Source organism: Gymnodinialimonas sp. (assembly GCF_059726805.1).
Window position 1 is genome coordinate 1708351 of sequence record NZ_AP041059.1, and the last position, 23969, is coordinate 1732319.

Here is a 23969-nt window from a genome sequence, read left to right on the forward strand (position 1 = left end):
GCCAAAGACGAAGCCAGACTGCGCCGGGGCGGGCAGGGGGGCGAGCGCGATTAGGAGGAGGGGAGCGGCGGCGGTGCGGATCATCGCTTCCGGTCCTCAAGTTCCGAGTTGAAGATCCGGATGCGGGCGATGAATTTCTCTTCGTTGATCACGCTGCCCCAGTTCTCGAACACGAAGGACAGGAACTCGCCTTCATCCAGGCCCGCTTCTTTGGAGAGGCCGCGCAGCTTACGGTAGGCGTCTTCGGTGGTGGCGATGTTGGTGCGGCGTGTCAGGCGCAGGCGTTTGGGCATCAGGGATCCTCCCGTATGAAACGTGAGGCGATGATGGCCAATAAACCCGCGGTGTTAAAGATCATTGCGACTTCCAGAAGCGTCCGGGTGCGTTCCGAGGCGCTGAGGTGCATTTCCGCGAGCTGGACGGACCACGCCCAGAGGGTCCAGCCGAGGCCCGTGATCAGGATCACGAGCCCCAGCCAAAGGGTCCGTCGCTGCCGGGTCATCAGAAGTGGGCCGCGTCCAGCGCCATGACGTCCGTGCCGCCGGCCTGGATGCGCGTCAGGTGCATCGCGGTCAGGGGCAGGGTGCGGTTCATGTAGAAGCGGCCCGTCGCCAGCTTGGTCTCATGGAAGACCGGGTCCGAGGTGCCGTCGGCCAGCGCCTTAAGCGAGGCCTTGGCCATCATCGCCCACATCAGGCCCAGGCAGGTGTGGCCGAAGAGGTGCATGAAGTCGGTAGAGCCCGAAAGCGCGTTGTTGGGGTTTTTCATGCCTTCGGCCATGAAATACATGCCCGCGGCTTGCAGATCCTTGGAGGCGGCTTTGAGGGGAGCGATGAACTCTTCCATCCCCTCGACCTCTGCATTCTCTTTGCAGAAGCCTTTGACCAGATCGAAGAAGGCCATGACGTGTTTGCCGCCGTCTTGCGCCAGCTTGCGGCCCACGAGATCCAGCGCCTGCACGCCGTTGGCGCCTTCATAGATCATCGCGATGCGGGCATCGCGGACGTATTGGGACATGCCCCATTCTTCGATGTAGCCGTGGCCGCCGAAGACCTGTTGGGCCTGGACGGTCATGTCGAAGCCCTTGTCGGTCAGGAAGCCCTTGATGACGGGCGTCAGCAGCGAGATCAGGCCATCGGCGTCAGCGTCTTCGGCGCGATGCGCCGCGTCGATCAGCGAGGAGCCCCAGAGCAGGAAGGCGCGCCCGCCCTCGGCGAAGCTTTTCTGCTCCATCAGGTTGCGGCGGATGTCGGGGTGGACGATCAGCGGATCGGCGGGGCCGTCGGGGTTTTCATCGCCCGTCACGGCACGGCCTTGCAGGCGGTCCTTGGCGTATTCCAACGCGTTCTGATAGGCGACCTCGGCCTGGGCCAGACCCTGCATGCCGACGCCCAGGCGGGCCTCGTTCATCATGGTGAACATGGCGCGCATGCCCTTGTGCTCTTCGCCCAGAAGATACCCGGTCGCCTCGTCGTAGTTCATGACGCAGGTGGAGTTGCCGTGGATGCCCATCTTCTCTTCGATCTTGCCGCAGGACACGCCATTGCGCGCGCCGAGGCTGCCGTCTTCGTTCACCAGGAACTTCGGGACGATGAACAGTGACACGCCTTTGATCCCCTCAGGCCCGCCGACGATCTTGCCCAACACAAGGTGGACGATGTTGTCGGCCATGTCGTGTTCGCCGGCGGAGATGAAGATCTTCTGGCCCGAGATCTTGTAGGAGCCATCGCCCTGGGGCTCGGCCTTGGTGCGCATCAGGCCCAGGTCGGTGCCGCAATGGGGCTCCGTCAGGTTCATGGTGCCGGTCCAGTCGCAAGAGATCATCTTGGGCAGATAGGTGTCCTTCTGCTGATCCGTGCCGTGGGCCAGGATCGCGGAGGCCGCACCATGGGTCAGGCCGTGGTACATGGTGAAGGCCTGGTTGGCGGCTGAGAACATCTCACCGGTCGCGGTGTTCATCACGTAGGGCAGGCCCATGCCGCCGTATTGTTCAGGCATGTCGATGCCGGGCCAGCCGCCTTCGCGCGTCTCGTCAAAGGCCGCCTTGAAGCCTGTGGGCGTGCGCACGACGCCGTTGTCCATCACGCAACCCTCGGTATCGCCGACGGCGTTGAGCGGCGTCAGAACTTCAGCGGCAATCTTGCCCGCCTCGCCCAGGATCGCGGCGGTGAAGTCGCGGTCCAGATCGCCGTAGCCGGGCGTCGCCTGCGCAGAGACGTTCAGCACATCATGCAGCAGGAATTGCATGTCTTTCGTGGGCGGGGTGTAGCTCGGCATCTGGGGTCTCTCCGGCGGTGGTGTTGGGGTTAGGCTGCGGACACGCGGCCTGTGAGCATATCGGCCACAAGGCTCATCTGGTTGCGCAGCTCGTCGATTGCTTCATCCAGCTCGGCGCGTTGGCGTTCCATGTCGCTGAGGCGATCACGGGCGATGGAAAGTGTGCTGACCAGCTGCGTCTCCTGGCTGTCGCCGACATAGTAGAGGTCCAGCAACTGGCGGATTTCTTCCAGCGAGAAGCCAAAGCGCTTGCCGCGCAGGATCAGCTTCAGGCGCGCGCGGTCGCGGCGGGTGAACAGGCGGCGCTGGCCTTCCCGGATCGGGTAGAGGAGTTCCTTGGATTCGTAGAAGCGCAGGGTGCGCGGCGTGACGTCGAAGGCGTCACACATCTCGCGGATGGTCATGGTTTCAGTGGTCATGGCTAGGGTCTCACTATGATCAAACATTCAACATTGCCCCCATGTGCGAGTCGTTGGCTTACCGTACAAGCAGTGATTACGCTTACGTAACTTCGACGTTGCGTCATTTCGGGGCTGACGAAAGGTTAAGTAAGTTGACGCTAGGTCACGCGCAACTTTTGCAAAGCGCTTTGGGCCCTTCATCTGTTGGCGTCTTGCTGCCGGGCAGGGTGCGGGGTAGCTTTCGCCCGCGCGGCCCGGGGGGCGGCGCAGGCGAAGGGACCATAGCGTTGAATGCGGCATGTTGAGTGAGGCGGCCAAGCGGGCCCTGGCCCTGACCGCAGAGGTGGTGGGCGACGTGCCGCCGGGATATTTCCTGTTCCTGGCCCCGATCAACTGGCTACGCGGCGAGATGGCGGGCATCGCGCCGCATCCGTTCAACCGCCCCTCTCTGGTGTTGCCGCTGATCGCGGATCAGCCGCGCTGGGCGCATCTGGCGGACCTGCAAGAGGCCGATCTATGTGTGGAGTTGGCGGATGTCGACCGCCCCGTTGGCCTGCTGCCTGACAGCCTGCGGGATCCGTTTGCGGCGGCGCCCAAGATCTCGCGGCTCTACTTGGGCGGGGCGTGGCCGCCGCGCAAATTGCAGCTGCACACCTACCGCGACGTGTTGTTCGCCCATCGCGGCGATCGGTTCTGCATCTTGCAGGGCACGAAGGTTGATGCGCAAAGCACCGCCTTGCCGGGGCCTGCCATGGCGCGCCGCTGGGCGGCGGACCAGGTCGTGCCGGTCAAGACCATGGCCTATTGCGGCGATTGTCATAGCCCCGCCAACCCGGCCCATGGGATCGCCGATCACCTGACCCGCGCGTTGATCCTGCGCGACACGGTGGGGATCGCACCCGAGGCGATTTACCAGCCCGGCTCTCCTGCGTCCGCCGCAGAGGCGATGCAGGCATCGCTGGACCCGCGGTTCCCCATCGCGCAGCCTGACACGATTTACCAGGTCGAAGAGCTGATCCTGTGCAGTGACGCGCTGGGGGCCAGCAGCCATGCCCATCCGTTCCACTATTGTGATCCGCATATCCTGGCGCAGATGGCCGCCGCCGCCGGGCGGGTGGCCGAGCGCGGCACCGGGCGGGGGCCGAAGGTCTACCTGTCGCGAAGCACGGCGGCGCGGCGCAGATTGACCAATGAGGCCGAGCTGCAAGCGGCGTTGGAGGCGCGGGGTTTCGTGTGCCTGCACATGGAAACGCTGAGCGACGCCGATCGCCTGGCGACCCTGGCGCAGGCCGACTGCGTCGTGGCCCCGCACGGGGCGGCCTTGACCTGGCTGATCGGTGCGCGGCCGGGCACGCGGCTGGTCGAGGTGTTCAACCCGCAGAAAGGCACGATGACCTTCGCGATGATCGCGGCGCGGCGCGAGCTGGCCTATACGCCGGTGTTTGGCCGCCCCGTGGCCGGGGAAGAGGCCTGGCGGGTGGAGATCGAGGATGTGCTGGAGGCGCTTTAGGTTGCCACCGAGGCGTCGCGCAGGGACTTCAGCTCGGCGATGATTTCGTCCAGCTCGGTGCGGCGCGCGCGTAGCTCTTCCAGCTGGGCGTCGGCCTTGGCGATCCAGACATCGCGCTGGCCTTCCCAGCCCTCGCCCCGGTCATAGATCTCCAGCCATTGGCGGATGTCTTCGAGCGAGAAGCCGAAGCGGCGTCCGCGCAGGATCAGGGTCATGCGCGCGACCTCGCGCGGGCCATAGAACCGCGCGCGGCCTTCGCGGGTAGGGGACAGAAGCTCGATATACTCATAATGGCGCAGGGTGCGCGGGGTCACGTCGAAGCGCGCGCACATCTGTTTGAAATCGAGGCGGGCCTCTGACATGTCCTTGCGTCCTGCTTCCTGAACCATCGCGTTACGTAACGTCACTTTAGTATGCCGCGTGTTGGCGGGGATGTTAAGTAAAACCCCTTGCGTCCCCCCTGCGGCGGCGCGACACCTAGGGGGCGCTGTCGCAAGAGGGGTCCCATGGCGGATAAGACACAAACGGATGGCATGGCGAGGGCCGTGCGGCGGTTCATGGAAGAACTGCCGTTTTCCAAGGCCTTGCAGATGGAAATGGAAGAGATGGGCGATGGCCACGCGGTGATCTCCATGCCCTATTCCGAAGCGCTCGTGGGCGATCCGGCGACGGGTGTGATCCATGGTGGCGCGGTCTCGGCCCTGATGGACACCTGCGGCGGCGCGGCGGTGATGAGCCATCCCGCCGCCAAATCGGCCACCGCGACGCTTGATCTGCGCATTGACTACATGCGCCCCGCCAGCCCCGGTGACCGGATCACAGCGCGGGCCCATTGCTATCACGTGACCCGCTCGGTCGCGTTCATTCGGGCCGAGGCGTTTGATGCCGATATGGAGCGCCCGGTTGCGGCAGCGACCGGTGCGTTTACCGTGGCCGGTGCCACGGACATAAAAGATGTGGCGGATGCCGCACAGTCAAAAGACGCGGCGGGGGGCTGAGGGGATGGTGCGTCGGCCCCCGGAACCCGTCGAGGTTATCAAGGAACGCCGCGACCGCGCGCTGCAGGCGTTGATCGCGGGCGTGCCCTATATCGCGACCATGGGGATCACCTTTGACCGGCGCGGCGATGAGCTGACAGCGGTGCTGAATTACCACGACAAGCTGATCGGCAACCCGATGCTGCCGGCGATCCACGGCGGGGCCACGGCCTCGTTCCTGGAGGTCGCGGCGATCATGGAGTTGGGGTTTCATCTGCTGTGGGACGAGATCGAGACGGGTCGGCTGGATGCCGACACGCTGACGCCCGAGACACTGCCGCGCATGCCCAAGACGATTGATTTTACCGTCGACTACCTGCGCACCGGGCTGCCGCGTGATGCCTATGCGCGGGCGCGGGTGAACCGATCCGGGCGGCGCTACGCCAGCGTCCATGTGGAGGCCTGGCAGGACAACCGCCAACGGCTTTTCGCCCAGGGCACGGGACATTTCCTGATGCCTGACCGGTAGCGCGCGATGCAAACGCCAGCGGACGCCAGCACGCCCCCCAGACCCCTGACCCACAAGCGCGTTCTGAAGATCGCGCTTCCCATCGTCGTCTCGAACGCGACGGTGCCGCTTCTGGGCATCGTCGATGTCGGCGTGGTGGGGCAGATGGGCGAGGCCGCGCCGATTGGGGCCGTGGGCATCGGCGCGATCATATTGTCGAGCGTGTTCTGGATCTTCGGTTTCCTGCGCATGGGCACGGTGGGCCTTGTGGGCCAGGCGGAGGGGGCGGGGGACCGGGCGGAGGTCTCGGCCATTCTGACACGCGCGCTGATGATTGCGGGCGTCGGCGGCACGCTGTTGATCGCGCTTTATCCGGTGATCATCTGGGCGGCATTCTCGTGGGAGCCCACAACGCCCGAGGTCGAGGCGCTGGCCAAGGAGTATCTGTTCATCCGGATCTGGACCGCGCCCTTTGCGATTGCGGTCTTTGCGCTGACCGGATGGCTGATCGCCCAGGAACGCACGGGGGCGGTCTTTGCGGTTCAGTTGATCATGAACAGCCTGAACATCGCGATGAATTTCCTGTTCGTGCTGGGATTTGGCTGGGGCGTTGAAGGCGTGGCGCTCTCCTCGGCGCTGGCCGAGATCGTCGGGGCGGGGGTGGGCCTGTGGTTTTGCCGCAGCGCCTTCGCGCGGCCCGCCTGGCGCGATTGGCCGCGGGTCTTTGAGCGCGCGCGGCTGGTGAAAATGGCGCTTTTGAACGTCGATATCCTGATCCGATCGGCGCTGTTGGTGGCGATGTTCACCTCTTTCACCTTTCTGGGCGCGCAATTCGGCGATGTGACGCTGGCGGCCAATGAGGTGCTGATCCAGTTCCTCTATCTGACGGCCTACGCCATGGACGGTTTCGCCTTCGCCGCCGAGACGCTGATCGCACGCGCCTATGGTCGGCGCGACCCCGGCCGCGTGCGGCGGTCCGCGGTGCTGACGTCACTCTGGGGGTTGGGGATTTGCGGCGCGATGGGGGCGGCGTTCTGGCTCGGCGGGCCGTGGTTGATTGATCTGCTGGCCAAGGACACGGAGGTGCAGGCGGCGGCGCGGGTGTTCCTGCCGTGGATGGCGCTTGCGCCCCTGGTGGGCTGTGCGGCCTGGATGCTGGACGGGATTTTCATCGGCGCAGCACGGGGGCGCGACATGCGCAACATGATGATCCTGAGCGCCTGCATCTATGTGGGGGCGGCCTTGGTGCTGATCCCGGCGTTCGGCAACCACGGGGTTTGGGCGGCGCTGTTGACGTCGTTTGCCGCGCGCGGCGTCACCTTGGGCGCACGCTACCCGGCGTTGGAGCGCGGGGCGGGCTGAGGTTTTTTGAGTTTTTTTGGCAAGATGAAAGGGAGGGGTCTGTGCGGTATTTTGGCCCGGCGTCCTAGCCGAGGCGGAGTTACAGCCAGTCCTCCGTGCCCGTGCCGACCGCGTCCGAGACATTCGCGAAGCCGTCGCGTTGCAGGCGGGCATCGACGCCTTTGACGATCTTGGTGACCATCGAGAGGCCACCATAGACGAGCCCGGTATAGAGCTGCACCGCAGAGGCGCCCGCCAGGATCTTGGCATAGGCCTGTTCCGCCGAGGCCACGCCGCCGACGCCGATAAGGGGCAGGTTGCCCTCAGTCAGATGGTGCAGGCGCGCGAGCGCGCGGGTTGATTTCTCGAACAGGGGCTGGCCGGAGAGGCCGCCTGCCTCACCCGCGTGGCGGCTTTTGAGGCCGTCGCGGTCCAGCGTGGTGTTGGTGGCGATGATGCCCTGCAACGGGCTGTCCAGCGCGACCTCGGCGATGTCGGCCAGCTCGGCCTCTGACAGATCGGGGGCGATCTTGAGGAACAGGGCGACGGTTGCGCCGTTGGGGGTATCGGTGCGGGCGGCATCGACCTGCTCGATTATTTGGCGAAGCGCCGCTTTGCCTTGCAGATCGCGCAATTTCTCGGTGTTGGGGGAGGACACGTTGATGGTGGCGAAATCGATGAATGGCGCGCAGGTGAGGAAGACCTGGGCGAAATCCGCCTCGCGGTCCGCGCTGTCTTTGTTGGCGCCGAGGTTGAGGCCCACGGGGATGCGGCGCGGGAAGTCTTCCAGGCGCGCGGCGATGGCGTCGGCGCCGTCATTGTTGAAGCCGAAACGGTTGATCGCGGCTTGGTCCTCGCTCAGCCGGAACAGACGGGGCTTGGGGTTGCCGGGCTGGGCGCGGGGCGTCGCGGCGCCCACCTCGATGAAGCCAAAGCCCGCCTGTTGCAGGGGGCCCATAACCTCGGCGTTCTTGTCGAAACCCGCGGCGAGGCCGATGGGATTGGGCAGGGCCATGCCCGCCAGATCCGTGGCGAGGCGGGTCGAGGTATAGGCGCCACCCGTGGGCCCAAAGCCGTTTTGCAGGGCCTTGAGGGCAAGGCCGTGGGCCCGCTCTGGATCCAGGCGGCGCAGGAGGGGGAGGCCGAGTTTCTCCAGCATCTACATGTCTTTCGGGAACACATGGGCCCCGCCCGCAAAGGGCAGCGGCGCGTGCCAGAGCACGTCGGCGCGGCGCAGGGGCCCGTAGAGGTGGGGGAAAAGCGCGCCGCCGCGCGAGGCCTCCCACTTCAGGGCGGGGCCGAGGGCATCGGCGTCCAGGGCGGCGAGAATCAGACCGTCGACTTCGGCGAAATATTTCGCCGCCGTCTCTGCCGCCTGCGCGGCGGTGGAGAAATGCACATAGCCGTCGGCCATGTCGATGGGCGCGCCCGGGGTCTCTCCGGCGGCTTCCAGCGCGGCCCATTCCTCCGCGCGCAATATCTTGTAAATCAGCATGGGGTCATTTCCCCCGCACGCGCCGTGGCGTCAAGTGTCATGCGGGCGACATCTAGCGGCTTTACTTGGGCGCGAGGCGACGCCAAGCTGGTGTCAGTTCAACGATAACCTTGGGGAGATTACTTATGCTTGCTCGTATTCTGGGCTCCACTGCGATGATCGCAGGCCTATCCATGGCAGCGCCTGTCAGCGCTGACACGACGCTGCATCTGTTGCATATCAACGACCTTCACAGCCGCATCCAGCCGATCAACCGCTTCGATTCGACGTGTAACGCCGAAGACGACGCGGCGGGCGAGTGCTTTGGCGGCGTGGCGCGGATTGCCACGGCGATCAACACCCTGCGCGGCGAGCTGGAGGCCGAGGGCGAGAACGTGCTGGTGATGGACGCGGGCGACCAGTTCCAGGGTTCGCTGATGTTCACCACCTACCAGGGCGACGCGGCGGCTGAGTTCATGGAGGCCATCGGGTTCGACGTCATGGCGTCGGGCAACCACGAGTGGAACAATGGCCCCGAGGGTTTCGCGCGGTTCCTGGAGCAGGTGAGCTTCCCGGTGATCGCGGGCAACCTTGATGTCAGCGCAGAGCCTGCGGTGGCGGATCTGCTGCTGGATCACGTGGTGCTGGATGTCGACGGCACCCAGGTGGGCGTGATCAGCGCGCTGGCCGTGGATACGGTCGAGACCTCCTCGCCCGGTGAGAACGTGATCTTCGAAGACGAGATCGCGGCGCTGCAGGCCGATGTTGACGCGCTGACCGAGGCAGGCGTCGGCATCATCATCGCGCTGACCCACGTGGGTACGCCCGATGACATCCGCATTGCCGAAGCCGTGAGTGGCATCGACGTGATCGTGGGCGGGCATTCGCACACGCTGTTCAGCGCCAGCGATCCGGACCGCGACCAGCCCTATCCGCTGTGGATCTCCAACCCCGAGGGCACCATGGTGCCGATCGTGCAGGCCTATGCCTATTCGAAATACCTGGGCCATCTGGAGGTGACCTTTGACGACGCGGGCGAGGTGATCTTCGCCCAGGGCGACACGATGCTGCTGGATGCTTCTGTGACGCCGGACGCCGATATCGCGGCCCGTGTGGCCGAGCTAGGCGGTCCGATTGAAGAGACGATGGCCAATGTCATCGGCGAGACTGCCGAGATGATCGAAGGCGACCGGTCGGTCTGCCGGGTCATGGAATGCTCCATGGGCAACCTGGTGGCCGACGCCATGCTGGAGCGGGTGCGCGAGCAGGGCATCCAGATCGCGATCCAGAACGGCGGCGGCCTGCGGGCCTCCATCGACGGCGGCGAGGTCACGATGGGGGAGATCTTCACCGTCCTGCCGTTCCAGAACGCCCTGTCGACGTTCCAGCTGACCGGGGCGGACGTGATGGCCGCGCTGGAGAACGGCGTGAGCGAGGTTGAGGACGGCGCGGGTCGCTTCCCCCAGGTCTCGGGCATGCGCTACACCTGGAACCCCGCCGCCGATCCCGGCAGCCGCATCGTTTCGGCCGAGCTGGAAACGGCAGATGGCTGGGTCGCGATTGACGCGGAAGAAGTCTACGGCGTTGTGTCCAACGACTTCATGCGCGGCGGCGGCGATGGCTATTCCATGTTCGCCGAGAACGGCATGAACGCCTATGACTTCGGCCCCGGTCTGGAGCAGGTGGTGGCCGACTACGTCGGCGCCAACAGCCCCTATATGCCCTACACCGACGGGCGGATTGCCGAGGCGGAGTAATCCGCTAAAAGCCTGAATTTTAAGCGAATTGAACCGGCGCGAGGCAATCTTGCGCCGGTTTTTTTGTGCCATGCAAAACGTGCAAGGCGGGTCTTCCGAAATCGGGGCTGGTGAAAAATGTTGGCGCTAACATATTGGGGTCAAGACAACGGAAGCCACATCAAGCACAGGAGTTGCACCATGGCCTCGATCTTCACGAACCTGCGCGTCGCCGCTCAAAAACGCGCCGCTTACAACCGCACCGTCGCCGAGATTTCCGCGATGCCCACGCGCCTTGCCGTGGAAGATCTGGGCATCTTCCCGGGCGACGCCCATGAGATTGCCTACCGGACCGTTTACGGCAAGTAAGCAACAGGGTTTAATGGGGCCCATGTGTGGCCGCATGACCATGACCCATCCCAATGACGCGATGGCGCAGCTGTTTGGGGCTGCGCCGTCCAACGACCTTCCCCAGCCGCCCAATTACAACATCTGCCCCACCAATGCGGTGGGGGTTGTGACCGCCTCTGACGCCGGGCGGGCGCTGCGCCCGATGCGCTGGGGCTTTATCCCCCATTGGTACAAGAAGCCCAACGGCGGCCCGCTGCTGATCAACGCACGGGCCGAGACGATTGCCGAAAAGCCCGCCTTCCGCGCCGCCGCGCGCGACCGTCGCTGCCTGATTGCCGCGACGGGGTTCTATGAATGGACCAAGGGTGAGGATGACGCGCGGCTGCCGTGGTATTTCTCACGCCCCGGTGGCGCGCCGCTGGTTTTTGCGGGGATTTGGCAGATGTGGGGCCGAGAGGAGCCGCAGGCGACCTGCGCCATTGTCACGACCGGCGCGTCGGATTGGATGTCGGAGACTCACCACCGAGAGCCTGTCGTGCTGGCAGAAGAGGATTGGGCAGCCTGGCTGGGAGAGACCGATGCCAAGGCCGCGCCGCTGATGCGGGCCGCAGCCGAGGGCACATACCAGCGTTGGCGGGTTGAACGAACGGTAAACTCCAACCGGGCGTCCGGCGCGGAGTTGATTGAGCCCTTGGCCGCCTAGTCCGGCTGGAACAGCGCGCCTGAGATTGCCGCGCGCGTGGTCCGTACGGCAAGGACCGCGATGGCGAGGGTCAGGCCCGCAAGCAGCACGTAGCCGATGCCTTGGTGAAGGGCGGAGTCCGCCAGCGCGGCGAAGCGGAAGCTCGCCACGGTAAGCGCGGCCAAAGGGAATGAGAGCGCCCAGAAGGACAGGGCGAAGGGCAGCTTCAGGAGCGCAGGCAGTTGCAGCGCCACGAGGGCGGCGAAGAAGTAGCCGAGGCTGATGAACAGATATGCCGCCGGGTCGATTGCGCCCCCGTTGAACCCCACCCAGCCGAGGAATGCCAGGGCCGGGGGGGCGATGAGGATCACGATCGTTGGCTGCAGCTTTCCCGGTAAAGGGTCGTGGAAAATCAAGCGGTTGAACACCAGTGTCAGCAGCACGATCCAGAACAGCAGGCCGACAGCGAAGAAATACCAGCTGAGCCCCGGATACCCCAGCGCCTGGCCGCCCAGGGGCGCCATCAGGTTGCCGACGGCGGGGATGAACCATGCTGGTGACAGCTGCCCCGGCCCAAACGCGCGGTGGCTGATCCAGGCAGAGATGACGATCAAGGTCAGCACGCCCTGGGCCGCCGCGCCGACGAGCCAGATTGGCCGTGCAACCTGGGGCGAGAGGTCCAGAAGGAACGTCGCCATCAGCAGAACGGCGATGCTGGTTGCCGGGAAGAACGCCAGCTTGATCGGATGCGACCACTCGGCCTTGAGGGCTGCGGGGTGGCGGGCGGCCTTGAGGGCCAGCGCGATGAAGAGGACCGCCAACACCAGGCAGCCGAGCCCGCCGATGAGAAGGGAAGCGGTGCGAAGCCCGCCTGCGGCCAGAGCCAGCGACAGGCCGAACACGCCCATCGGAACGGTGAAAAAGCTGATCGGCAGATGCGCCAGTTTGCTGTCGGGGGCTTGGGTCATGGCGACGGATCCTTGAGGGGGCGGGCCGCGAGTTCATCGGCCACGGCGCGGTCAAGGGGCGTGTGATAGGTGTTCACGATGAACGCAAGGGTGGAATAGAAGCCCACCGTCGCAAAGAGATCGAGCACGCCCTGCGCGCCTGTGAGCGCGGTGAGATCCGCCAGCGTCTCGGGCGACAGGCGGGCTGCATCGGTCACTTCGTCAACGGCTAGGGCAATCGTGGCATCCTCTGGCGCCATCGCGGTCAGAGGGCCGCGGAGCGACGCGATCCGGGCATCGTCAAAGCCAATCGCGCGGGCGCGCGAGACGTGGTGATCCCATTCGTAGGTCGAGTTCAGTCGCGTCGCGGCCCGCAGGATCACCACCTCGGACCGGGCGGGGCCCAGGCTGCTGTCGAGGACCACATGCTGGCGCAGATCGGCCCAGGCTCGGACTAGCGCCGGGTGATGGGCCATGGTGCGGTAGACGTTCAGGCGGCCCGCGAAGGTGTCCACAAGGTCCGATAACGCTTCGGGCCAGGCAGGGACGGGAAGGGGCTGGAGGGTCATCGAAGGGCTTTCCCGGGGGCCGCGTGCCTAAAGCGGCGCATTGGCGCTGTCGAGGTATTCGACGGTGGTGAAACAAAGCACCGTATCGCCAATGTTTTCAAGATCATGGGTCATGCTTTCGCCTTGCTTGAAGGTAAAATGCTTGGTCGTGCCGACGGCATAGTCGACCTCTGCCACAGTGCCATCGGCATAGCGAGAGCGCGCGCGGCCGGGGGTTGTGGCGGTCCAGAAGTAGTCTAGCACATGGGTGTGGAACGGCAGCCGCTCTCCGGGTTGCATCTCGATCAGCCAGACCCGCGCGCGGGGGCTTTCGCTGACCATGACGGAGCCCACGGCGCCGTTGGTGCCGGCGCTTTCCAGCTCGGCGATGAACTCGGGCGTCCAGTGGGGTCCCGTGAAGACGTCTTGGTGGATTTGTGTCATTTAATGGCTCCTCCATGCTCGCTTTTTATTTATAGAGTGATAAATAAGAACTTGGAAGACATGAAGACGGGAGTGGGAATTTGGCAGGCACGGCAGCAGTGATCGGGGGCTCCATCGGCGGGCTGTTTGCGGCGGCGGCCCTGCGCGGGGCCGGGTGGCAGGTGCAGGTCTATGAGCGCGTTGGCGTGCCGCTGTCGGGGCGCGGGGCGGGGATCGTGACGCATCCGCAGCTGCTGGAGGCGCTGGCGGCGGTGGGGGCGGATACCTCGGACCTGGGGGTGCAGGTCAATGACCGCGTGGCCTTTGACCGCGACGGCGCGCGGGTGACCACGGTGCCCTATCCGCAGATCGTCACGTCCTGGGACCGGATGTATCAGACCCTGCGCAAACTGATCCCGGACGATGCGTATCATCTGGGAGAGGTGCTGTCTGACTACGCGGAGGATGCGGATGGCGTTTCCCTGACGTTTGAAAGCGGCGCGGAGGCTTGTGTGGACGTGCTGGTGGGCGCCGATGGTTTCCGGTCCGCGGTGCGCGCAAAGATGTTGCCGCAGGTCCAGCCTGCCTATTCCGGCTACGTCGTCTGGCGGGCCCTGGCGCAGGAGGCGGATCTGTCGCCCGAGATGCACGCGCGCATCTTCGACGTTTTCGGCATGTTCATGCCCCAGGGCACGCAGATCGTGGGCTATCCGATTGCGGGCGAAAACAATGACCTGCGCCCCGGCCACCGGCGCTATAATTTCGTGTGGTACTTTCCGGAAACTGACTTGGAGGACATGCTGACCGACGCGACGGGCCAGACCCACGCGATTTCCATCCCGCCGCCGCTCGTGCGCGACGACGTGCTGGAGCGGATGGAAAAGACCGCCGCGCGGGTTCTGCCGGATGTGTTCCGCCATGTGCTGAGCAAGAGCGAACGGCCGTTCTTCACGCCGATCTATGACCACCTGTCGCCCACCTTTGCGCGCGGTCGCGTGGCGCTCTCGGGCGATGCCGCCTGTGTGGCGCGGCCCCATGTGGGGATGGGGGTGACGAAGGCCGCGCAAGACGCGCTGGCGCTCGCGCGGCATCTGAACGGCGATGTGGTGGCGGGCTTGCAGGCCTATTCGGACGAGCGGGTGCCGGCCTCTCGCCTGGCCTATGAGCGGTCGCAAATGCTGGGGCGGCACATGATGCAGGGGCCGATGCAGGGCGACCCGATGGATGGGCGGCACAATCCGAATTTGGATGAAATCATACGGCTGACGGCGGTGGCGGATTTCTAGTAGCGCAACTCGTCGTAGTTGGTCATCACGATGTCTTGGTAGGCCGCGCGCGCCTGAAGCTGCGCGTACCACCGCGCGACCTGCGGGCTGAGCGGATCGCAAAGGTCGCAGGCGCGGTAGAACATGGCGCCTGCCGCGATGTCGGCCATCCCGAAGCTGTCACCGCCGAGCCATTGGGTCTTATCCAACTGCCATTCCAGCGCCGGAACTGCGGCGAGGAAATCGGCGACCAGCGCGTCGGCGTCCAGCGTGCGGTTTTCGGGCGCGGTGCGCACGACCTCGTAGAACAGGCGCAGGAAGGCCGGTTGCAGGGTGGAAGTCGTGTATTCCATCCATTGGTCCGTGAGAGACGATACGCCTCCGGCCAGATGCCGCAGGATCGCGTGGCTTTCCCATAGGCTCAGGTCGCCGTCTTGCAGGACGGGCACGCGGGGGACGGGGGACATGGCGGCGAAAGCCGCAGTGTCCGTGCCGCCGTATTTGCCGCCGATGATGTTGTGGGTGAAGGCCGTGCCGCTTTCCGCCAGCGCCCAGAGCACTTTCTGCACGTTGACCGAGGAGGGGCGGCCCCAGAGGGTAATTTGCCCCATGTTACTTGATCGCCTGCGGGTTAATCGGAGAGCCTGCCGCGCCGGGGATATGCAGGGGCGGGGCGGTGAAGAGGAACTCGTAAACGCCGTCCTCGGCGCAATCCTCGCCGAGTTCTTTCAGGTAGAAGATCTCGCCCATGGAGATGCCGATGGCGGGGATCACGACCCAATGCCAGGGCTGATTGGCCTCGTCCGTCTCATTCGGGCGCACCTCGCAGCCCCAGGTGTCGGCGCAGATGGCAGCGATGTCGTGGGACTTGATCCAGCGGGCGGTCTCGAAACTGAGGCCCGGCGCGTCGCCGCCTGCGTAGCCAGTCCAATCCTCTGCCTTTAGGCAGCGTTCCTGGTGCCCCGTGCGCACGATCACGAAATCACCCTTGCGGATTTCGACGCCTTGGGCGGCGGCGCAGCCGTCCAGATCGGCGTTAGTGATGCCGTAGCCGTCGTCGAGGCTGTCGACACCTTTCCACCGCGCGATATCCAGCAAGACCCCGCGCCCGACCATCTTGTCGCGCACGTGTTCGATGCCAAGGCGCTTGGCCCCATTCACCGTCACATCGGTGGCCGGGTAGCCGTTATACATCTGATCATCCAGGAAAATATGGCACAGCGCGTCCCATTGGGTGGAGCCCTGACAGGGCAGGTTGATCGCGTCATCGGCGTAGCGCAGGTAGGCCTTGCCGTCGCCGTCCTGTTCCCCCGTCACCGCATCGGTGCCGGTGGCCAGCATCTGGTGGATCATGTTCCAGCGCCCGCCGAACAGCCCGCTTTGGATCTTCTCTTTCAGGTCCAAACCCAGCGCAAAAGTCTTTCCCTTCTTCACCAGCCCTGCGGCCGCCACGATGTCTTCGGGCGAGACATTGTTGAGCGTGCCGATCTGGTCGTCGTCCCCCCAACGGCCCCAATTCGACAGCTCGCGCGCGGTGTCGTAGATCTCCTGACGGGTCAGCTTGGCCATGGTGTCCTCCCAAACAGCATATTCTTAATGATCAACTGATAAATAGATGCTAGCCTCGCCCGCAGACACACGCAACAGGGACGTGACCATGGCAGAGACCAAGACTTTTGACGTGATCTTTGAGGGCAAGGGCGTGGCGACCGGCAAGATGCGCAACGACATCTCGGTCGAGTGGCCGATGATGAAGGAAAGCTTCGAGCTGGCCACGGACGAGGGCCCGTTTCACGGCGGCGATGGCACCGCGCCGCCGCCTTTGGCGCTGTTCACCGCGGCGCTGACGGGCTGCCTGATGACCCAGATCCGGGCCTTTGCGAAGCGGCTGAAGATCGATGTGCGCGGCGTTGAAGTGAACGCGCGCCTGCATTGGAAGGGCGACCAGATCGGCAATGAGCCCTATGTGACGGCGCCTGTCAGCTTCTCGCTCGATGTGGATATGGACTGTGACGCCCCGCCCGAGCGGCAGCATGAGCTGCTGGATGCCGCCAAAAAGGGCTGTTTTCTGGAACAAAGCCTTGCGGAGGGCGTGATCGTGGGGCACCGCTTGAAGCTTGGAAATGAATGGGTCGATGCGTGAATGACGAAACACCGCCGCAGCCCCGGCGCCGCATGGCGTCGGAAGAGCGGCGCAAGGAATTTCTGAACAAGGCGATCGAATTCTTCGCGCAGGAGGGGTTCGAATCCTCGACCCGCGAGTTGGCCAAGCGGCTGGGGGTCACGCAACCGCTGCTCTACCGCTACTTCCCGTCCAAGGATGATCTGATCGCGGAAGTCTACGACGCGGTGTATGTGAAGCGTTGGCAGGACGAATGGGGGGATCTTCTGGCAGATCGCTCGCGCCCCCTGCGCGCGCGGCTGCTGGAATTCTACAACGCCTATACCGAGGTCGTTTTTCACAACGATTGGATGCGCATTTTTCTGTTTTCGGGCCTCAAGGGCGTCGACATCAACCGCCGCTACATGGGGCTGGTGCGGGCGCGGATCCTGGAACCGATCCTGGCCGAGATCCGCCATGACGCGGGCCTGGAAGACCTGGTGCCCACCGATGAAGAGGTGGAGGCCGCGTGGATCATGCACGGCGGTATTTTCTACTACGGCGTGCGCACGCTGATCTATGAGGTCTCGATCCTCAACAACAAAAGCTTCGTGATCGAGACGGCGATTGACGCCTTCCTGGGGCAGATTGATGCCGTGCGGGAGGCCGCGGCGTAGCGGCCTTGCCAGAAAGACCTTGCGAGTTATTTATAGATCGATAAATTAGGTCGAGCGGGGCGGGAGACCCGCGCGGGGGGATCACATGAAAGCTGCCGATTTTCTGTATGAACGCCCGGGGTCGCTGGAGGATGCGCTGGCCCTGCTGGCCGACGCGGATCGCGATGCCGCGCCGCTGGCGGGCGGGCAAAGTCTGATGCCGATGATGAATTTCCGCCTCGCGGCGCCGGGCACTTTGGTTGATCTGTCGGACTTGGACGGCTTGCGCGGGATCGAGGTCGTGGACGGGGCCCTGCGGATCGGCGCGATGACGCGGTATGTCGACCTGGCGCGCTCGGATCTGGTGGCGCAACACGCGCCGCTGATCGCGATGGCGCTGCCCCAAATCGCCCACGCCGCCGTGCGCAACCGGGGCACCATCGGCGGCAGCGTGGCGCTGGCGGACCCGGCGGCAGAGATGCCGGCGCTGCTACTGGCGCTCGATGCCGTGATCACGGTGCAATCGGCCGAGGGGTCGAAGGACCACGCCGCAGCCGATTTCTTCCTCGGCATGTATGAGACGGCGCTGGAAGAGGGGGAGCTTGTGACCGCGATCACGATCCCGCCCCAGGGCGACCGCCGGTTCGGGTTTTATGAGCTTGCCCGCCGCCACGGCGATTATGCCATGGCAGGTGTCGCGGTCTCGTCCTCAGCCTCCGGCACGGACCACCGCGTTGCCTATTTCAGCATTTCAGACCGCGCGCTTCGCGCGACGGCGGTTGAGGCGGTTTTGGACGCGGGCGGACCTGTTGACGATGCGATTGCGGCCCTCGAAGACTTGCCATTCGCCAGCGACCTCAACGCGGGAGAGGCGACCAAGCGACACCTCTCGGGCGTCGTCCTGAAACGCGCATTGGGGGGGCTCTAGGCCATGTCTGAGAGCAAGATGATCACGGTCACGGTAAATGGCGAAAGCGCGAGTGCTGCCGTGCCTGTGCGCCAGAACCTGGTGGATTTTCTGCGCAATACCATGGGCTTGACCGGCAGCCACGTCGGCTGCGAGCACGGTGTTTGCGGCGCCTGCACGTTGGAAGTGGACGGCGCCATGGTGCGCGGTTGCCTGATGTTGGCGGTACAGGCCGACGGCGCGGAAATCACGACCATCGAAGGCTACGGCGACCGCGCCAGCGCCCTGCGCGCGGCCTTCGTGGACCGCAACGCTCTGCAATGCGGCTACTGCACGCCGGGGATGCTGGCCAGCGCCTTGGAATACGTCGAAGGCGGCGGCGCGGCGGACCGTTCGGCCATTCGAGAGCATCTTTCCGGCAATTACTGCCGCTGCACCGGATATCAGGCCATCGTCGATGCAGTCTGCGACGTGATCGAAGGAGACAGCGCATGAGCGGCCCCCTGACGATCTTCGACAAGCCCAATGCCTATATCGGTAAGCCCGTCGACCGCCCGGATGCCAAGCGCCTGTTGCAAGGGCGCGGCAAGTTCGTGGATGACATCCAACTGCCGCGCATGGTCCACGCGGCCTTCGTGCGCTCGCCCGTTGCCCATGGGCGGATCGTGTCGGTTGATCTGGACGACGCGCGCGATGTGCCGGGCGTGGTGGCGATCTACACGGGCGCGGATCTGGCCGAGCATGTGGAGCCATATGTGGGCGTCCTGTCTCACCTCGCGGGCCTTCGGTCTGCGCCGCAGATGCCCCTGTCCGTTGATACGGTACGCTGGACCGGGGAGCCTGTCGTCATGGTCGTCGCCACGTCGCGCGCGGTGGCAGAGGACGCGGCGGCGCTGATCTATGTGGACATCGAAGAGCTGCCGGTGACCACCGATATGGAGCGTGCGCTTGATGCGGATGCGCCCGTCATCCACCCCGATTTCGGGTCGAACCTGGCCTGGGAACGCACTGTTGAGGCGGGGGACCCGGACGCCGCCTTGGCCCGCGAAGACGTGACGGTGGTGGAGCGGACCTTCCGCTTTGGCCGCCACACCGGCGTGACGCTGGAGACCCGGGCCAGCGTGGTGGAGTATGACCCGTCGGAAGATCTTCTGACGTGCCATTATTCGGGCCAAGCCCCTCATATGATGCAATATATCTTTGCGCGTCACCTGGGGTTGGCGGAAGAGAATGTGCGCGTGATCTCCAACGATGTGGGCGGGTCTTTCGGGATCAAGATCCACACCTACGGCGACGACATCGCCACGGCGGCGGCGGCGAAACTGCTGGGGCGTCCGGTGAAATTCGTGGCGGATCGGTTGGAAAGTTTCCTGACCGATATCCATGCGCGTGACCACGTGGTCCACGGGCGGATCGCGGTGACGGCTGACGGAGAGATTGCGGCGCTCGCATTTGACGACATTACCGGCATCGGGCCGTACTCCATGTATCCCCGCACCTCTGCGATTGAGGCCAATCAGGTGCTGAACCTGACGGGGGCGCCTTACGCTTTGGAGAACTACCGCGCCAACGCCAAGGTCGTGTTTCAGAACAAGAACCTGATGTGCCAATACCGTGCCGTCGGTCACCCGATTGCCATGGCCGTGGCCGATGGCTTGCTGGAGGATGCGGCGGCAGAGATTGGCATGGATGTGGTGGAGATCCGGCGGCGCAATCTTGTAAAAGATGATGCCTACCCCTGCGTTTCGGCGACGGGGATGAAGCTGGACGATCTTTCGCACCACAAGACGCTGGATCTGCTGGTGGAAACGATGGGCTACGACGCCAAGCGGGCGGAACACGCCAAGCTGCGCGCGCAGGGCATCTACCGGGGTCTTGGTCTGGTGAGCATGATCGAAGTCACGAACCCGAGCCCGATGTTCTACGGCATCGGCGGCGCGCCGATCGCGAGCCAGGACGGTGCTACGATCCGGCTGGACGCGGGCGGTGCGATCCATGTCAGCAGCTCCGTGACGGAGCAGGGGCAGGGGACGAATACAATCCTCGCGCAGGTCGCGGCGGGGGTGTTTGGCGTTGATATGGACCGGGTGAAGGTCACGACGGGCGACACCAAGACGACGCCTTACGGCGGCGGCACCTGGGCCTCACGCGGGGCGGGTATCGGCGGGGAGGCGACGCTGCAGGCGGCTTTTGCGTTGAAGGAACAGGTACTGGACGTGGCGGGTGTGATCCTGCAGACCAAGCCTGAAGCCCTTGATATTGCAGATGGAAACGTCACGGACGTCGACGGGACGATCCGTATGAGCCTGAGCGACCTGGCCCGCACCGTCTACTATCGTGGGAATGAACTGCCGTCCGACATGTCGCCGGAACTCGTCGCGACGCGCCACTACCGCGTTACCGATTTCCCGTTTGTCTTCACCAATGCCGCCATGGCGGCAGAGGTGGAGGTCGACCCGGAAACTGGCTTTGTGACGGTCCTGCACGTCTGGGCCGTGGAGGATTGTGGCCGCGTCATCAACCCCAAGCTGGTCGATGAACAGATCCGCGGCGGCGTGGTCCAGGGCATCGGCGGCGCGTTCTATGAGGAATGCATTTATTCCGAGGATGGCCAGTTGGAAAACGCCACAATGGCCGATTACCTCGTGCCCATGGCCTTCGAGATGCCCGACGTCACCGTCGCCCATGTGGAGACGCCCACGAAAACCTCCGTCCTTGGCGCCAAGGGCGCCGGAGAGGCCGGGACCGGTGGCGCCCCCGCGGCGCTGATGAACGCCGTCAACGACGCCTTGCGCCCGCTTGGGGCGAAGATCCACCAAATGCCCATGACGCCGGAACGCATCCTCAAAGCGCTCGGCACCGTTTAACCCAAACCAGAGAGACCCCATGACAACGCTTTGCTACGCCAAAAAGACCTGCTCCATCGGTATCCACGTTCTGATGGAGGAGATCGGCAAGCCCTATGATCTGAAGATCGTCGATTTCTCCAAGAAAGAGCAGAAAGAGCCGGAGTATCTGGCGATCAACCCCAAGGGGAAAGTGGCGGCGCTGGTGCGCGATGACGGCTCGGTCATCACGGAGTTCACCGCCATCGCCATGGCTCTGGCGTTTGAGAACCCCGAAGCGAACCTGATGCTCACGGATCCGGAAGGTTTGGTGCGCACGGTCGAGGCGATGGATTTCGCCATCGGGACCATTCACATGTTGTCCTGGCGCATGTTCCGCCGCCCCGATGCTTATTCCGACATCCCCGAGGCGGTCGAACAGCTGAAAGTGCGCGGCAAAGACGCGATGATGGCCGGGTTTGACGTGGTGGATAAGGACCTGGAAGGGCGCGAGTGGCTGGTCGGCGACAGCTTCAGCGCTGCCGACGCCGCCCTTTACTACAACGAATACTGGGCCGTCGAAGTGGGCGGGTGGGAGCTGCCGCCGAACGTAAACGCACATTACGAGCGGATGAAGCAGCGCCCGTCGGTAAAGGCGTCGCGCGCGCTTGAAGGGGTTGACTGACGGCCTGCACCTGGGCGGGTCCGATGCCGCCCGTGTCAGTCCTTGCCATGACCCGGGCGGGCTTTTCGCAGCGCCCGCTTGGCGCGCAGGCTGCGCCAATTTCAGGCGCCTCGGTCAGTCACACGCCGTTGGGATGTTGCGCCAGCCTAGGCACAACCCATTGACTTGAAAAACTATTCCGCGCCGAACGCAGGCGCGGAGGGGCAAGGGGCCCGTCGGCGCGTTTCCGCGCCATTTCTCGACTTTCTCTGTGCACGATTTACCACTTGATCCAGGGACATCACGGTTGCCCGTGGGAGGTAAGGCAACGTCAGAAAGTCCGGTGCCATGGCCCAACGCAGTGATCCCCCGCGCCCCTCGATCCGCCGCCTTTGGCGGTCGAACCAACGCGATTTGATCGACCATTTCCTGCGCCTGGATGATGAGACAAGGCGGCTTCGGTTCGGGCGCGCCGTCGATGCAGAATTTGTCACCACCTATGCCTTGCAGGTCCTGTCGGTAGATGCCGTGATTTTCGGCGCCGTGCACGATGGCAAGCTGCGCGGGGTGGCTGAGTTGCGCGGTCTGTTGGACAGTTGGCCGCGCAGCGCGGAAGCGGCCCTTTCGGTGGAGGCGGATTGGCAGGACAACGGCCTCGGCGAGGCGCTATTGACCCGGCTGATCGCGGCGGCCCGCAACCGCGGGATCAAGAAGGTGCATATGTTGTGCCTAAGAGAGAACGCCCGCATGCGCGCCTTGGCGCTGAAAAACGACGCCGCGCTGCAGTTCAACATCAGCGAAGTAGAGGCGGAATTGACCACGCCCTGGCCGACCCCGGTTTCGGTGTTCCGAGAGCTGTTTGGCGATACCGACACCTATATCGATGTCCTGTTTCAGCAGAAACAGTGATCGCGCTGCCCTGTGCTGTGACGCTAGCTCTCTTCCAGATCGCCGGCTGCGTTTACCCGCAGACCCGTGGCCTGGCTTTGCGCCAGAATGCGGGGCGCCCAATCGACGCGGCCGCCGTCTCCGGTGGCCTCTTTCGAGCCAATGATGGCCATCAACATCCCAGGCGCGTCGCCGATGTTGCGAAAGCCCCGGTAAATGCCGGGCGGGAAGGAGATCACGTCGAAGGGATCAATCTCGATCTCCTTGTCGCCGTTTTCGCCCCAGTACGCGGCCCAACGGCCGGTGAGCGGAATGAACACCTCGATCGTCTCGTGGGCGTGGAGCGCCGCGCCCTTGCCGGGCTCTGCGCCGACATAGGTGATCGAGAAGTAGCGGGAATCGACAATGGACGGCGCAAGGCCCGCATCCTCCGTCACGCCGCGCCCGATGACGTTGTAGATATCACGCTCATACTCAGGGATGCGGGTGTCCACGAAGGCCTGGGGAGAGGCCTTGAGCTCGCGGTAGCGGGCAACCCGGGCCTGCATTTCTCCTACGCTGATGTCTTTGATTTCCATGATTAACCTCGCGCTCGTGCCGATTCTACGTGGTACCATTCACCGATGTCGCGGGCTTGCATCCAGATGACCCCGTCGTGGCCGCCGATGTAATCCAACAGCTCTTCCAGATAGCGGATGCGGTGGGGCACCCCGGTGATGTAGGGATGGACAGAGATCGCCATGACCCGCGCGTTATGTTCGCCTTCCGCATAAAGGCGGTCAAACTGGTCCCGTCCGCGCCGCAGAAACTCGTCCGAGCGGTGGCCCTGGAGGGCGTAGACGGCGATGTCGTTCGTCTCGACCGTGTAGGGCAGGGCAACCATGTTCCCATAGGGCGATGTGATGTCCGCGGGCAGGTCGTCGACCACCCAATCGGCGACATATTGAATGCCGTTTTGACAGAGCAGATCCAGGGTCTCCTCGGTCTCGGTCAGGCCGGGGCTTTCCCAGGATACCGGGCGGCGGCCGTAGAAATCTTCGATGGTGTCCAGCGCCCTCGCGATTTCACCGGCCTGATCCTCCAGCTTGTGCATCGGCCCTTGCACATGCCCGTGGCCCATGAACTCCCACCCCGCCTCTCGCCCGGCGGCGGCGACACGGGGATAGCTGGTGCAGACGCTGCCGTTGATCGCCAGGGTCGACGGGATATTGCGGTCCGTCAGCGCCTTCCATTGGCGCCAGAAGCCCGAGCGCATGCCGTATTCGTGCCAGCTCCAGTTCGGGACATCGGGAATAAGCGGCTGGCCCATCGGCGGCGGCAGGACCGTGCGCGGCATCGGGCGGTCGATCCGCCATTCCTCCACATTGACGATCACCCAGACGGCCAGGCGTTTGCCATCGGGCAGGTACAGGCGTGGGCGGTCGACGCTGGCCTGGTAGGGAATACGATCAGATAGTGCCATGGAGCCCCCCCCCCGACATCACAAAG

At 64.4% G+C, this 23969-nt stretch carries 29 protein-coding genes; 15 read left to right on the forward strand and 14 right to left on the reverse strand.

What is annotated here, in order from left to right; translation table 11 throughout:
- Positions 1-80: 80 nt before the first annotated feature.
- The 4 genes from AC6I9R_RS08415 to AC6I9R_RS08430 are packed head-to-tail and all read right to left on the reverse strand — an operon-like array spanning position 81 to position 2696.
- Complete coding sequence (locus tag AC6I9R_RS08415) at positions 81-293, reverse strand: hypothetical protein (RefSeq protein WP_461425125.1); 213 nt, start codon at positions 291-293, stop codon at positions 81-83.
- Positions 293-502, reverse strand: a complete 210-nt coding sequence (locus AC6I9R_RS08420) for a hypothetical protein (protein WP_461425126.1) — start codon at positions 500-502, stop codon at positions 293-295. The genes AC6I9R_RS08415 and AC6I9R_RS08420 overlap by 1 nt, the downstream gene beginning before the upstream one ends.
- A complete protein-coding gene (locus AC6I9R_RS08425) occupies positions 502-2277 on the reverse strand; it encodes an acyl-CoA dehydrogenase C-terminal domain-containing protein (protein WP_461425127.1) in 1776 nt (591 codons plus the stop codon). Before AC6I9R_RS08425 ends, AC6I9R_RS08420 begins: the two co-directional genes overlap by 1 nt.
- Positions 2278-2306: 29 nt before the next feature.
- Entirely contained in the window at positions 2307-2696 is a 390-nt protein-coding gene (locus AC6I9R_RS08430; RefSeq protein WP_461425128.1) for a MerR family transcriptional regulator, read from the reverse strand.
- Between the two features lie 280 nt (positions 2697-2976).
- On the opposite strand from AC6I9R_RS08430, the gene AC6I9R_RS08435 reads away from it, so the two are divergent.
- Positions 2977-4188 carry a glycosyltransferase family 61 protein gene (locus AC6I9R_RS08435; protein ID WP_461425129.1) on the forward strand — a complete coding sequence of 404 codons (1212 nt, stop codon included), beginning with the start codon at positions 2977-2979 and terminating at the stop codon, positions 4186-4188.
- Here the strand turns inward: AC6I9R_RS08435 and AC6I9R_RS08440 are convergent.
- Positions 4185-4550 (reverse strand): MerR family transcriptional regulator, encoded by a 366-nt coding sequence (locus AC6I9R_RS08440; RefSeq protein WP_461425130.1) that lies wholly within the window; start codon positions 4548-4550, stop codon positions 4185-4187. The two genes, AC6I9R_RS08435 and AC6I9R_RS08440, sit on opposite strands and share 4 nt — an antisense overlap.
- 144 nt (positions 4551-4694) lie before the next feature.
- Between AC6I9R_RS08440 and AC6I9R_RS08445 the strand changes: the two genes are divergently transcribed.
- From AC6I9R_RS08445 to AC6I9R_RS08455, 3 genes are read left to right on the forward strand one after another with little or no spacing between them, the layout of a single operon-like run.
- The gene (locus AC6I9R_RS08445; RefSeq protein WP_461425131.1) at positions 4695-5186 is read left to right on the forward strand and encodes a PaaI family thioesterase; all 492 of its coding nucleotides are present in this window, start codon (positions 4695-4697) and stop codon (positions 5184-5186) included.
- A gap of 4 nt (positions 5187-5190) precedes the next feature.
- On the forward strand, positions 5191-5694 hold the full coding sequence (locus AC6I9R_RS08450; protein ID WP_461425132.1) for a PaaI family thioesterase: 504 nt from the start codon (positions 5191-5193) through the stop codon (positions 5692-5694).
- A 6-nt stretch (positions 5695-5700) separates the two neighbouring features.
- Complete coding sequence (locus tag AC6I9R_RS08455) at positions 5701-7035, forward strand: MATE family efflux transporter (protein ID WP_461425133.1); 1335 nt, start codon at positions 5701-5703, stop codon at positions 7033-7035.
- A 79-nt stretch (positions 7036-7114) separates the two neighbouring features.
- Here the strand turns inward: AC6I9R_RS08455 and AC6I9R_RS08460 are convergent, their stop codons facing one another.
- Positions 7115-8173, reverse strand: coding sequence for a quinone-dependent dihydroorotate dehydrogenase (locus tag AC6I9R_RS08460; protein ID WP_461425134.1), 1059 nt, complete (start codon positions 8171-8173; stop codon positions 7115-7117).
- Positions 8174-8509: a DUF952 domain-containing protein gene (locus tag AC6I9R_RS08465; RefSeq protein WP_461425135.1), complete on the reverse strand. Its 336-nt coding sequence runs from the start codon at positions 8507-8509 to the stop codon at positions 8174-8176. It abuts the gene before it with no gap.
- 125 nt (positions 8510-8634) lie between these two features.
- Here AC6I9R_RS08465 and AC6I9R_RS08470 point away from each other — a divergent pair, with 125 nt between their 5' ends.
- The 3 genes from AC6I9R_RS08470 to AC6I9R_RS08480 all read left to right on the forward strand — a co-directional run bounded on the left by AC6I9R_RS08470 (position 8635) and on the right by AC6I9R_RS08480 (position 11278).
- The gene (locus AC6I9R_RS08470) at positions 8635-10245 is read left to right on the forward strand and encodes a bifunctional metallophosphatase/5'-nucleotidase (RefSeq protein WP_461425136.1); all 1611 of its coding nucleotides are present in this window, start codon (positions 8635-8637) and stop codon (positions 10243-10245) included.
- Between the two features lie 180 nt (positions 10246-10425).
- On the forward strand, positions 10426-10593 hold the full coding sequence (locus AC6I9R_RS08475) for a hypothetical protein (protein WP_201178946.1): 168 nt from the start codon (positions 10426-10428) through the stop codon (positions 10591-10593).
- A gap of 22 nt (positions 10594-10615) precedes the next feature.
- Positions 10616-11278 (forward strand): SOS response-associated peptidase, encoded by a 663-nt coding sequence (locus AC6I9R_RS08480; protein ID WP_461425137.1) that lies wholly within the window; start codon positions 10616-10618, stop codon positions 11276-11278.
- Here AC6I9R_RS08480 and AC6I9R_RS08485 read toward each other — a convergent pair.
- Genes AC6I9R_RS08485 through AC6I9R_RS08495 form a run of 3 tightly spaced genes read right to left on the reverse strand, consistent with a single transcriptional unit; the run spans position 11275 to position 13196 of the window.
- Complete coding sequence (locus AC6I9R_RS08485) at positions 11275-12225, reverse strand: SLAC1 anion channel family protein (protein WP_461425138.1); 951 nt, start codon at positions 12223-12225, stop codon at positions 11275-11277. The two genes, AC6I9R_RS08480 and AC6I9R_RS08485, sit on opposite strands and share 4 nt — an antisense overlap.
- Complete coding sequence (locus AC6I9R_RS08490; protein WP_461425139.1) at positions 12222-12773, reverse strand: carboxymuconolactone decarboxylase family protein; 552 nt, start codon at positions 12771-12773, stop codon at positions 12222-12224. Before AC6I9R_RS08490 ends, AC6I9R_RS08485 begins: the two co-directional genes overlap by 4 nt.
- 27 nt (positions 12774-12800) lie before the next feature.
- The gene (locus AC6I9R_RS08495; protein ID WP_461425140.1) at positions 12801-13196 is read right to left on the reverse strand and encodes a cupin domain-containing protein; all 396 of its coding nucleotides are present in this window, start codon (positions 13194-13196) and stop codon (positions 12801-12803) included.
- 80 nt (positions 13197-13276) lie between these two features.
- On the opposite strand from AC6I9R_RS08495, the gene AC6I9R_RS08500 reads away from it, so the two are divergent.
- Entirely contained in the window at positions 13277-14461 is a 1185-nt protein-coding gene (locus AC6I9R_RS08500; RefSeq protein WP_461425141.1) for an FAD binding domain-containing protein, read from the forward strand.
- Here AC6I9R_RS08500 and AC6I9R_RS08505 read toward each other — a convergent pair.
- Together AC6I9R_RS08505 and AC6I9R_RS08510 are read right to left on the reverse strand one after the other, a co-directional pair.
- On the reverse strand, positions 14458-15051 hold the full coding sequence (locus tag AC6I9R_RS08505) for a glutathione S-transferase family protein (protein ID WP_461425142.1): 594 nt from the start codon (positions 15049-15051) through the stop codon (positions 14458-14460). The two genes, AC6I9R_RS08500 and AC6I9R_RS08505, sit on opposite strands and share 4 nt — an antisense overlap.
- 1 nt (position 15052) lies before the next feature.
- The gene (locus AC6I9R_RS08510) at positions 15053-16009 is read right to left on the reverse strand and encodes a cyclase family protein (RefSeq protein WP_461425143.1); all 957 of its coding nucleotides are present in this window, start codon (positions 16007-16009) and stop codon (positions 15053-15055) included.
- Positions 16010-16097: 88 nt separating this feature from the next.
- On the opposite strand from AC6I9R_RS08510, the gene AC6I9R_RS08515 reads away from it, so the two are divergent.
- The 7 genes from AC6I9R_RS08515 to AC6I9R_RS08545 all read left to right on the forward strand — a co-directional run bounded on the left by AC6I9R_RS08515 (position 16098) and on the right by AC6I9R_RS08545 (position 22502).
- Positions 16098-16583 carry an OsmC-related (seleno)protein gene (locus AC6I9R_RS08515; protein ID WP_461425144.1) on the forward strand — a complete coding sequence of 162 codons (486 nt, stop codon included), beginning with the start codon at positions 16098-16100 and terminating at the stop codon, positions 16581-16583.
- Complete coding sequence (locus AC6I9R_RS08520) at positions 16580-17218, forward strand: TetR/AcrR family transcriptional regulator (protein WP_461425145.1); 639 nt, start codon at positions 16580-16582, stop codon at positions 17216-17218. The genes AC6I9R_RS08515 and AC6I9R_RS08520 overlap by 4 nt, the downstream gene beginning before the upstream one ends.
- Positions 17219-17303: 85 nt before the next feature.
- Entirely contained in the window at positions 17304-18125 is an 822-nt protein-coding gene (locus AC6I9R_RS08525; protein WP_461425146.1) for an FAD binding domain-containing protein, read from the forward strand.
- A gap of 3 nt (positions 18126-18128) precedes the next feature.
- Positions 18129-18599: a (2Fe-2S)-binding protein gene (locus AC6I9R_RS08530; RefSeq protein WP_461425147.1), complete on the forward strand. Its 471-nt coding sequence runs from the start codon at positions 18129-18131 to the stop codon at positions 18597-18599.
- On the forward strand, positions 18596-20971 hold the full coding sequence (locus AC6I9R_RS08535) for a xanthine dehydrogenase family protein molybdopterin-binding subunit (protein WP_461425148.1): 2376 nt from the start codon (positions 18596-18598) through the stop codon (positions 20969-20971). Before AC6I9R_RS08530 ends, AC6I9R_RS08535 begins: the two co-directional genes overlap by 4 nt.
- A 19-nt stretch (positions 20972-20990) precedes the next feature.
- Complete coding sequence (locus AC6I9R_RS08540) at positions 20991-21614, forward strand: glutathione S-transferase family protein (protein ID WP_461425149.1); 624 nt, start codon at positions 20991-20993, stop codon at positions 21612-21614.
- Positions 21615-21941: 327 nt separating this feature from the next.
- Positions 21942-22502 carry a GNAT family N-acetyltransferase gene (locus tag AC6I9R_RS08545; protein WP_461425150.1) on the forward strand — a complete coding sequence of 187 codons (561 nt, stop codon included), beginning with the start codon at positions 21942-21944 and terminating at the stop codon, positions 22500-22502.
- Positions 22503-22525: 23 nt separating this feature from the next.
- Here AC6I9R_RS08545 and AC6I9R_RS08550 read toward each other — a convergent pair whose 3' ends face one another.
- Positions 22526-23059 (reverse strand): cupin domain-containing protein, encoded by a 534-nt coding sequence (locus AC6I9R_RS08550; protein WP_461425151.1) that lies wholly within the window; start codon positions 23057-23059, stop codon positions 22526-22528.
- Positions 23060-23061: 2 nt separating this feature from the next.
- Positions 23062-23943, reverse strand: a complete 882-nt coding sequence (locus tag AC6I9R_RS08555; RefSeq protein ID WP_461425152.1) for a polysaccharide deacetylase family protein — start codon at positions 23941-23943, stop codon at positions 23062-23064.
- Between the last annotated feature and the right edge of the window lie 26 nt (positions 23944-23969).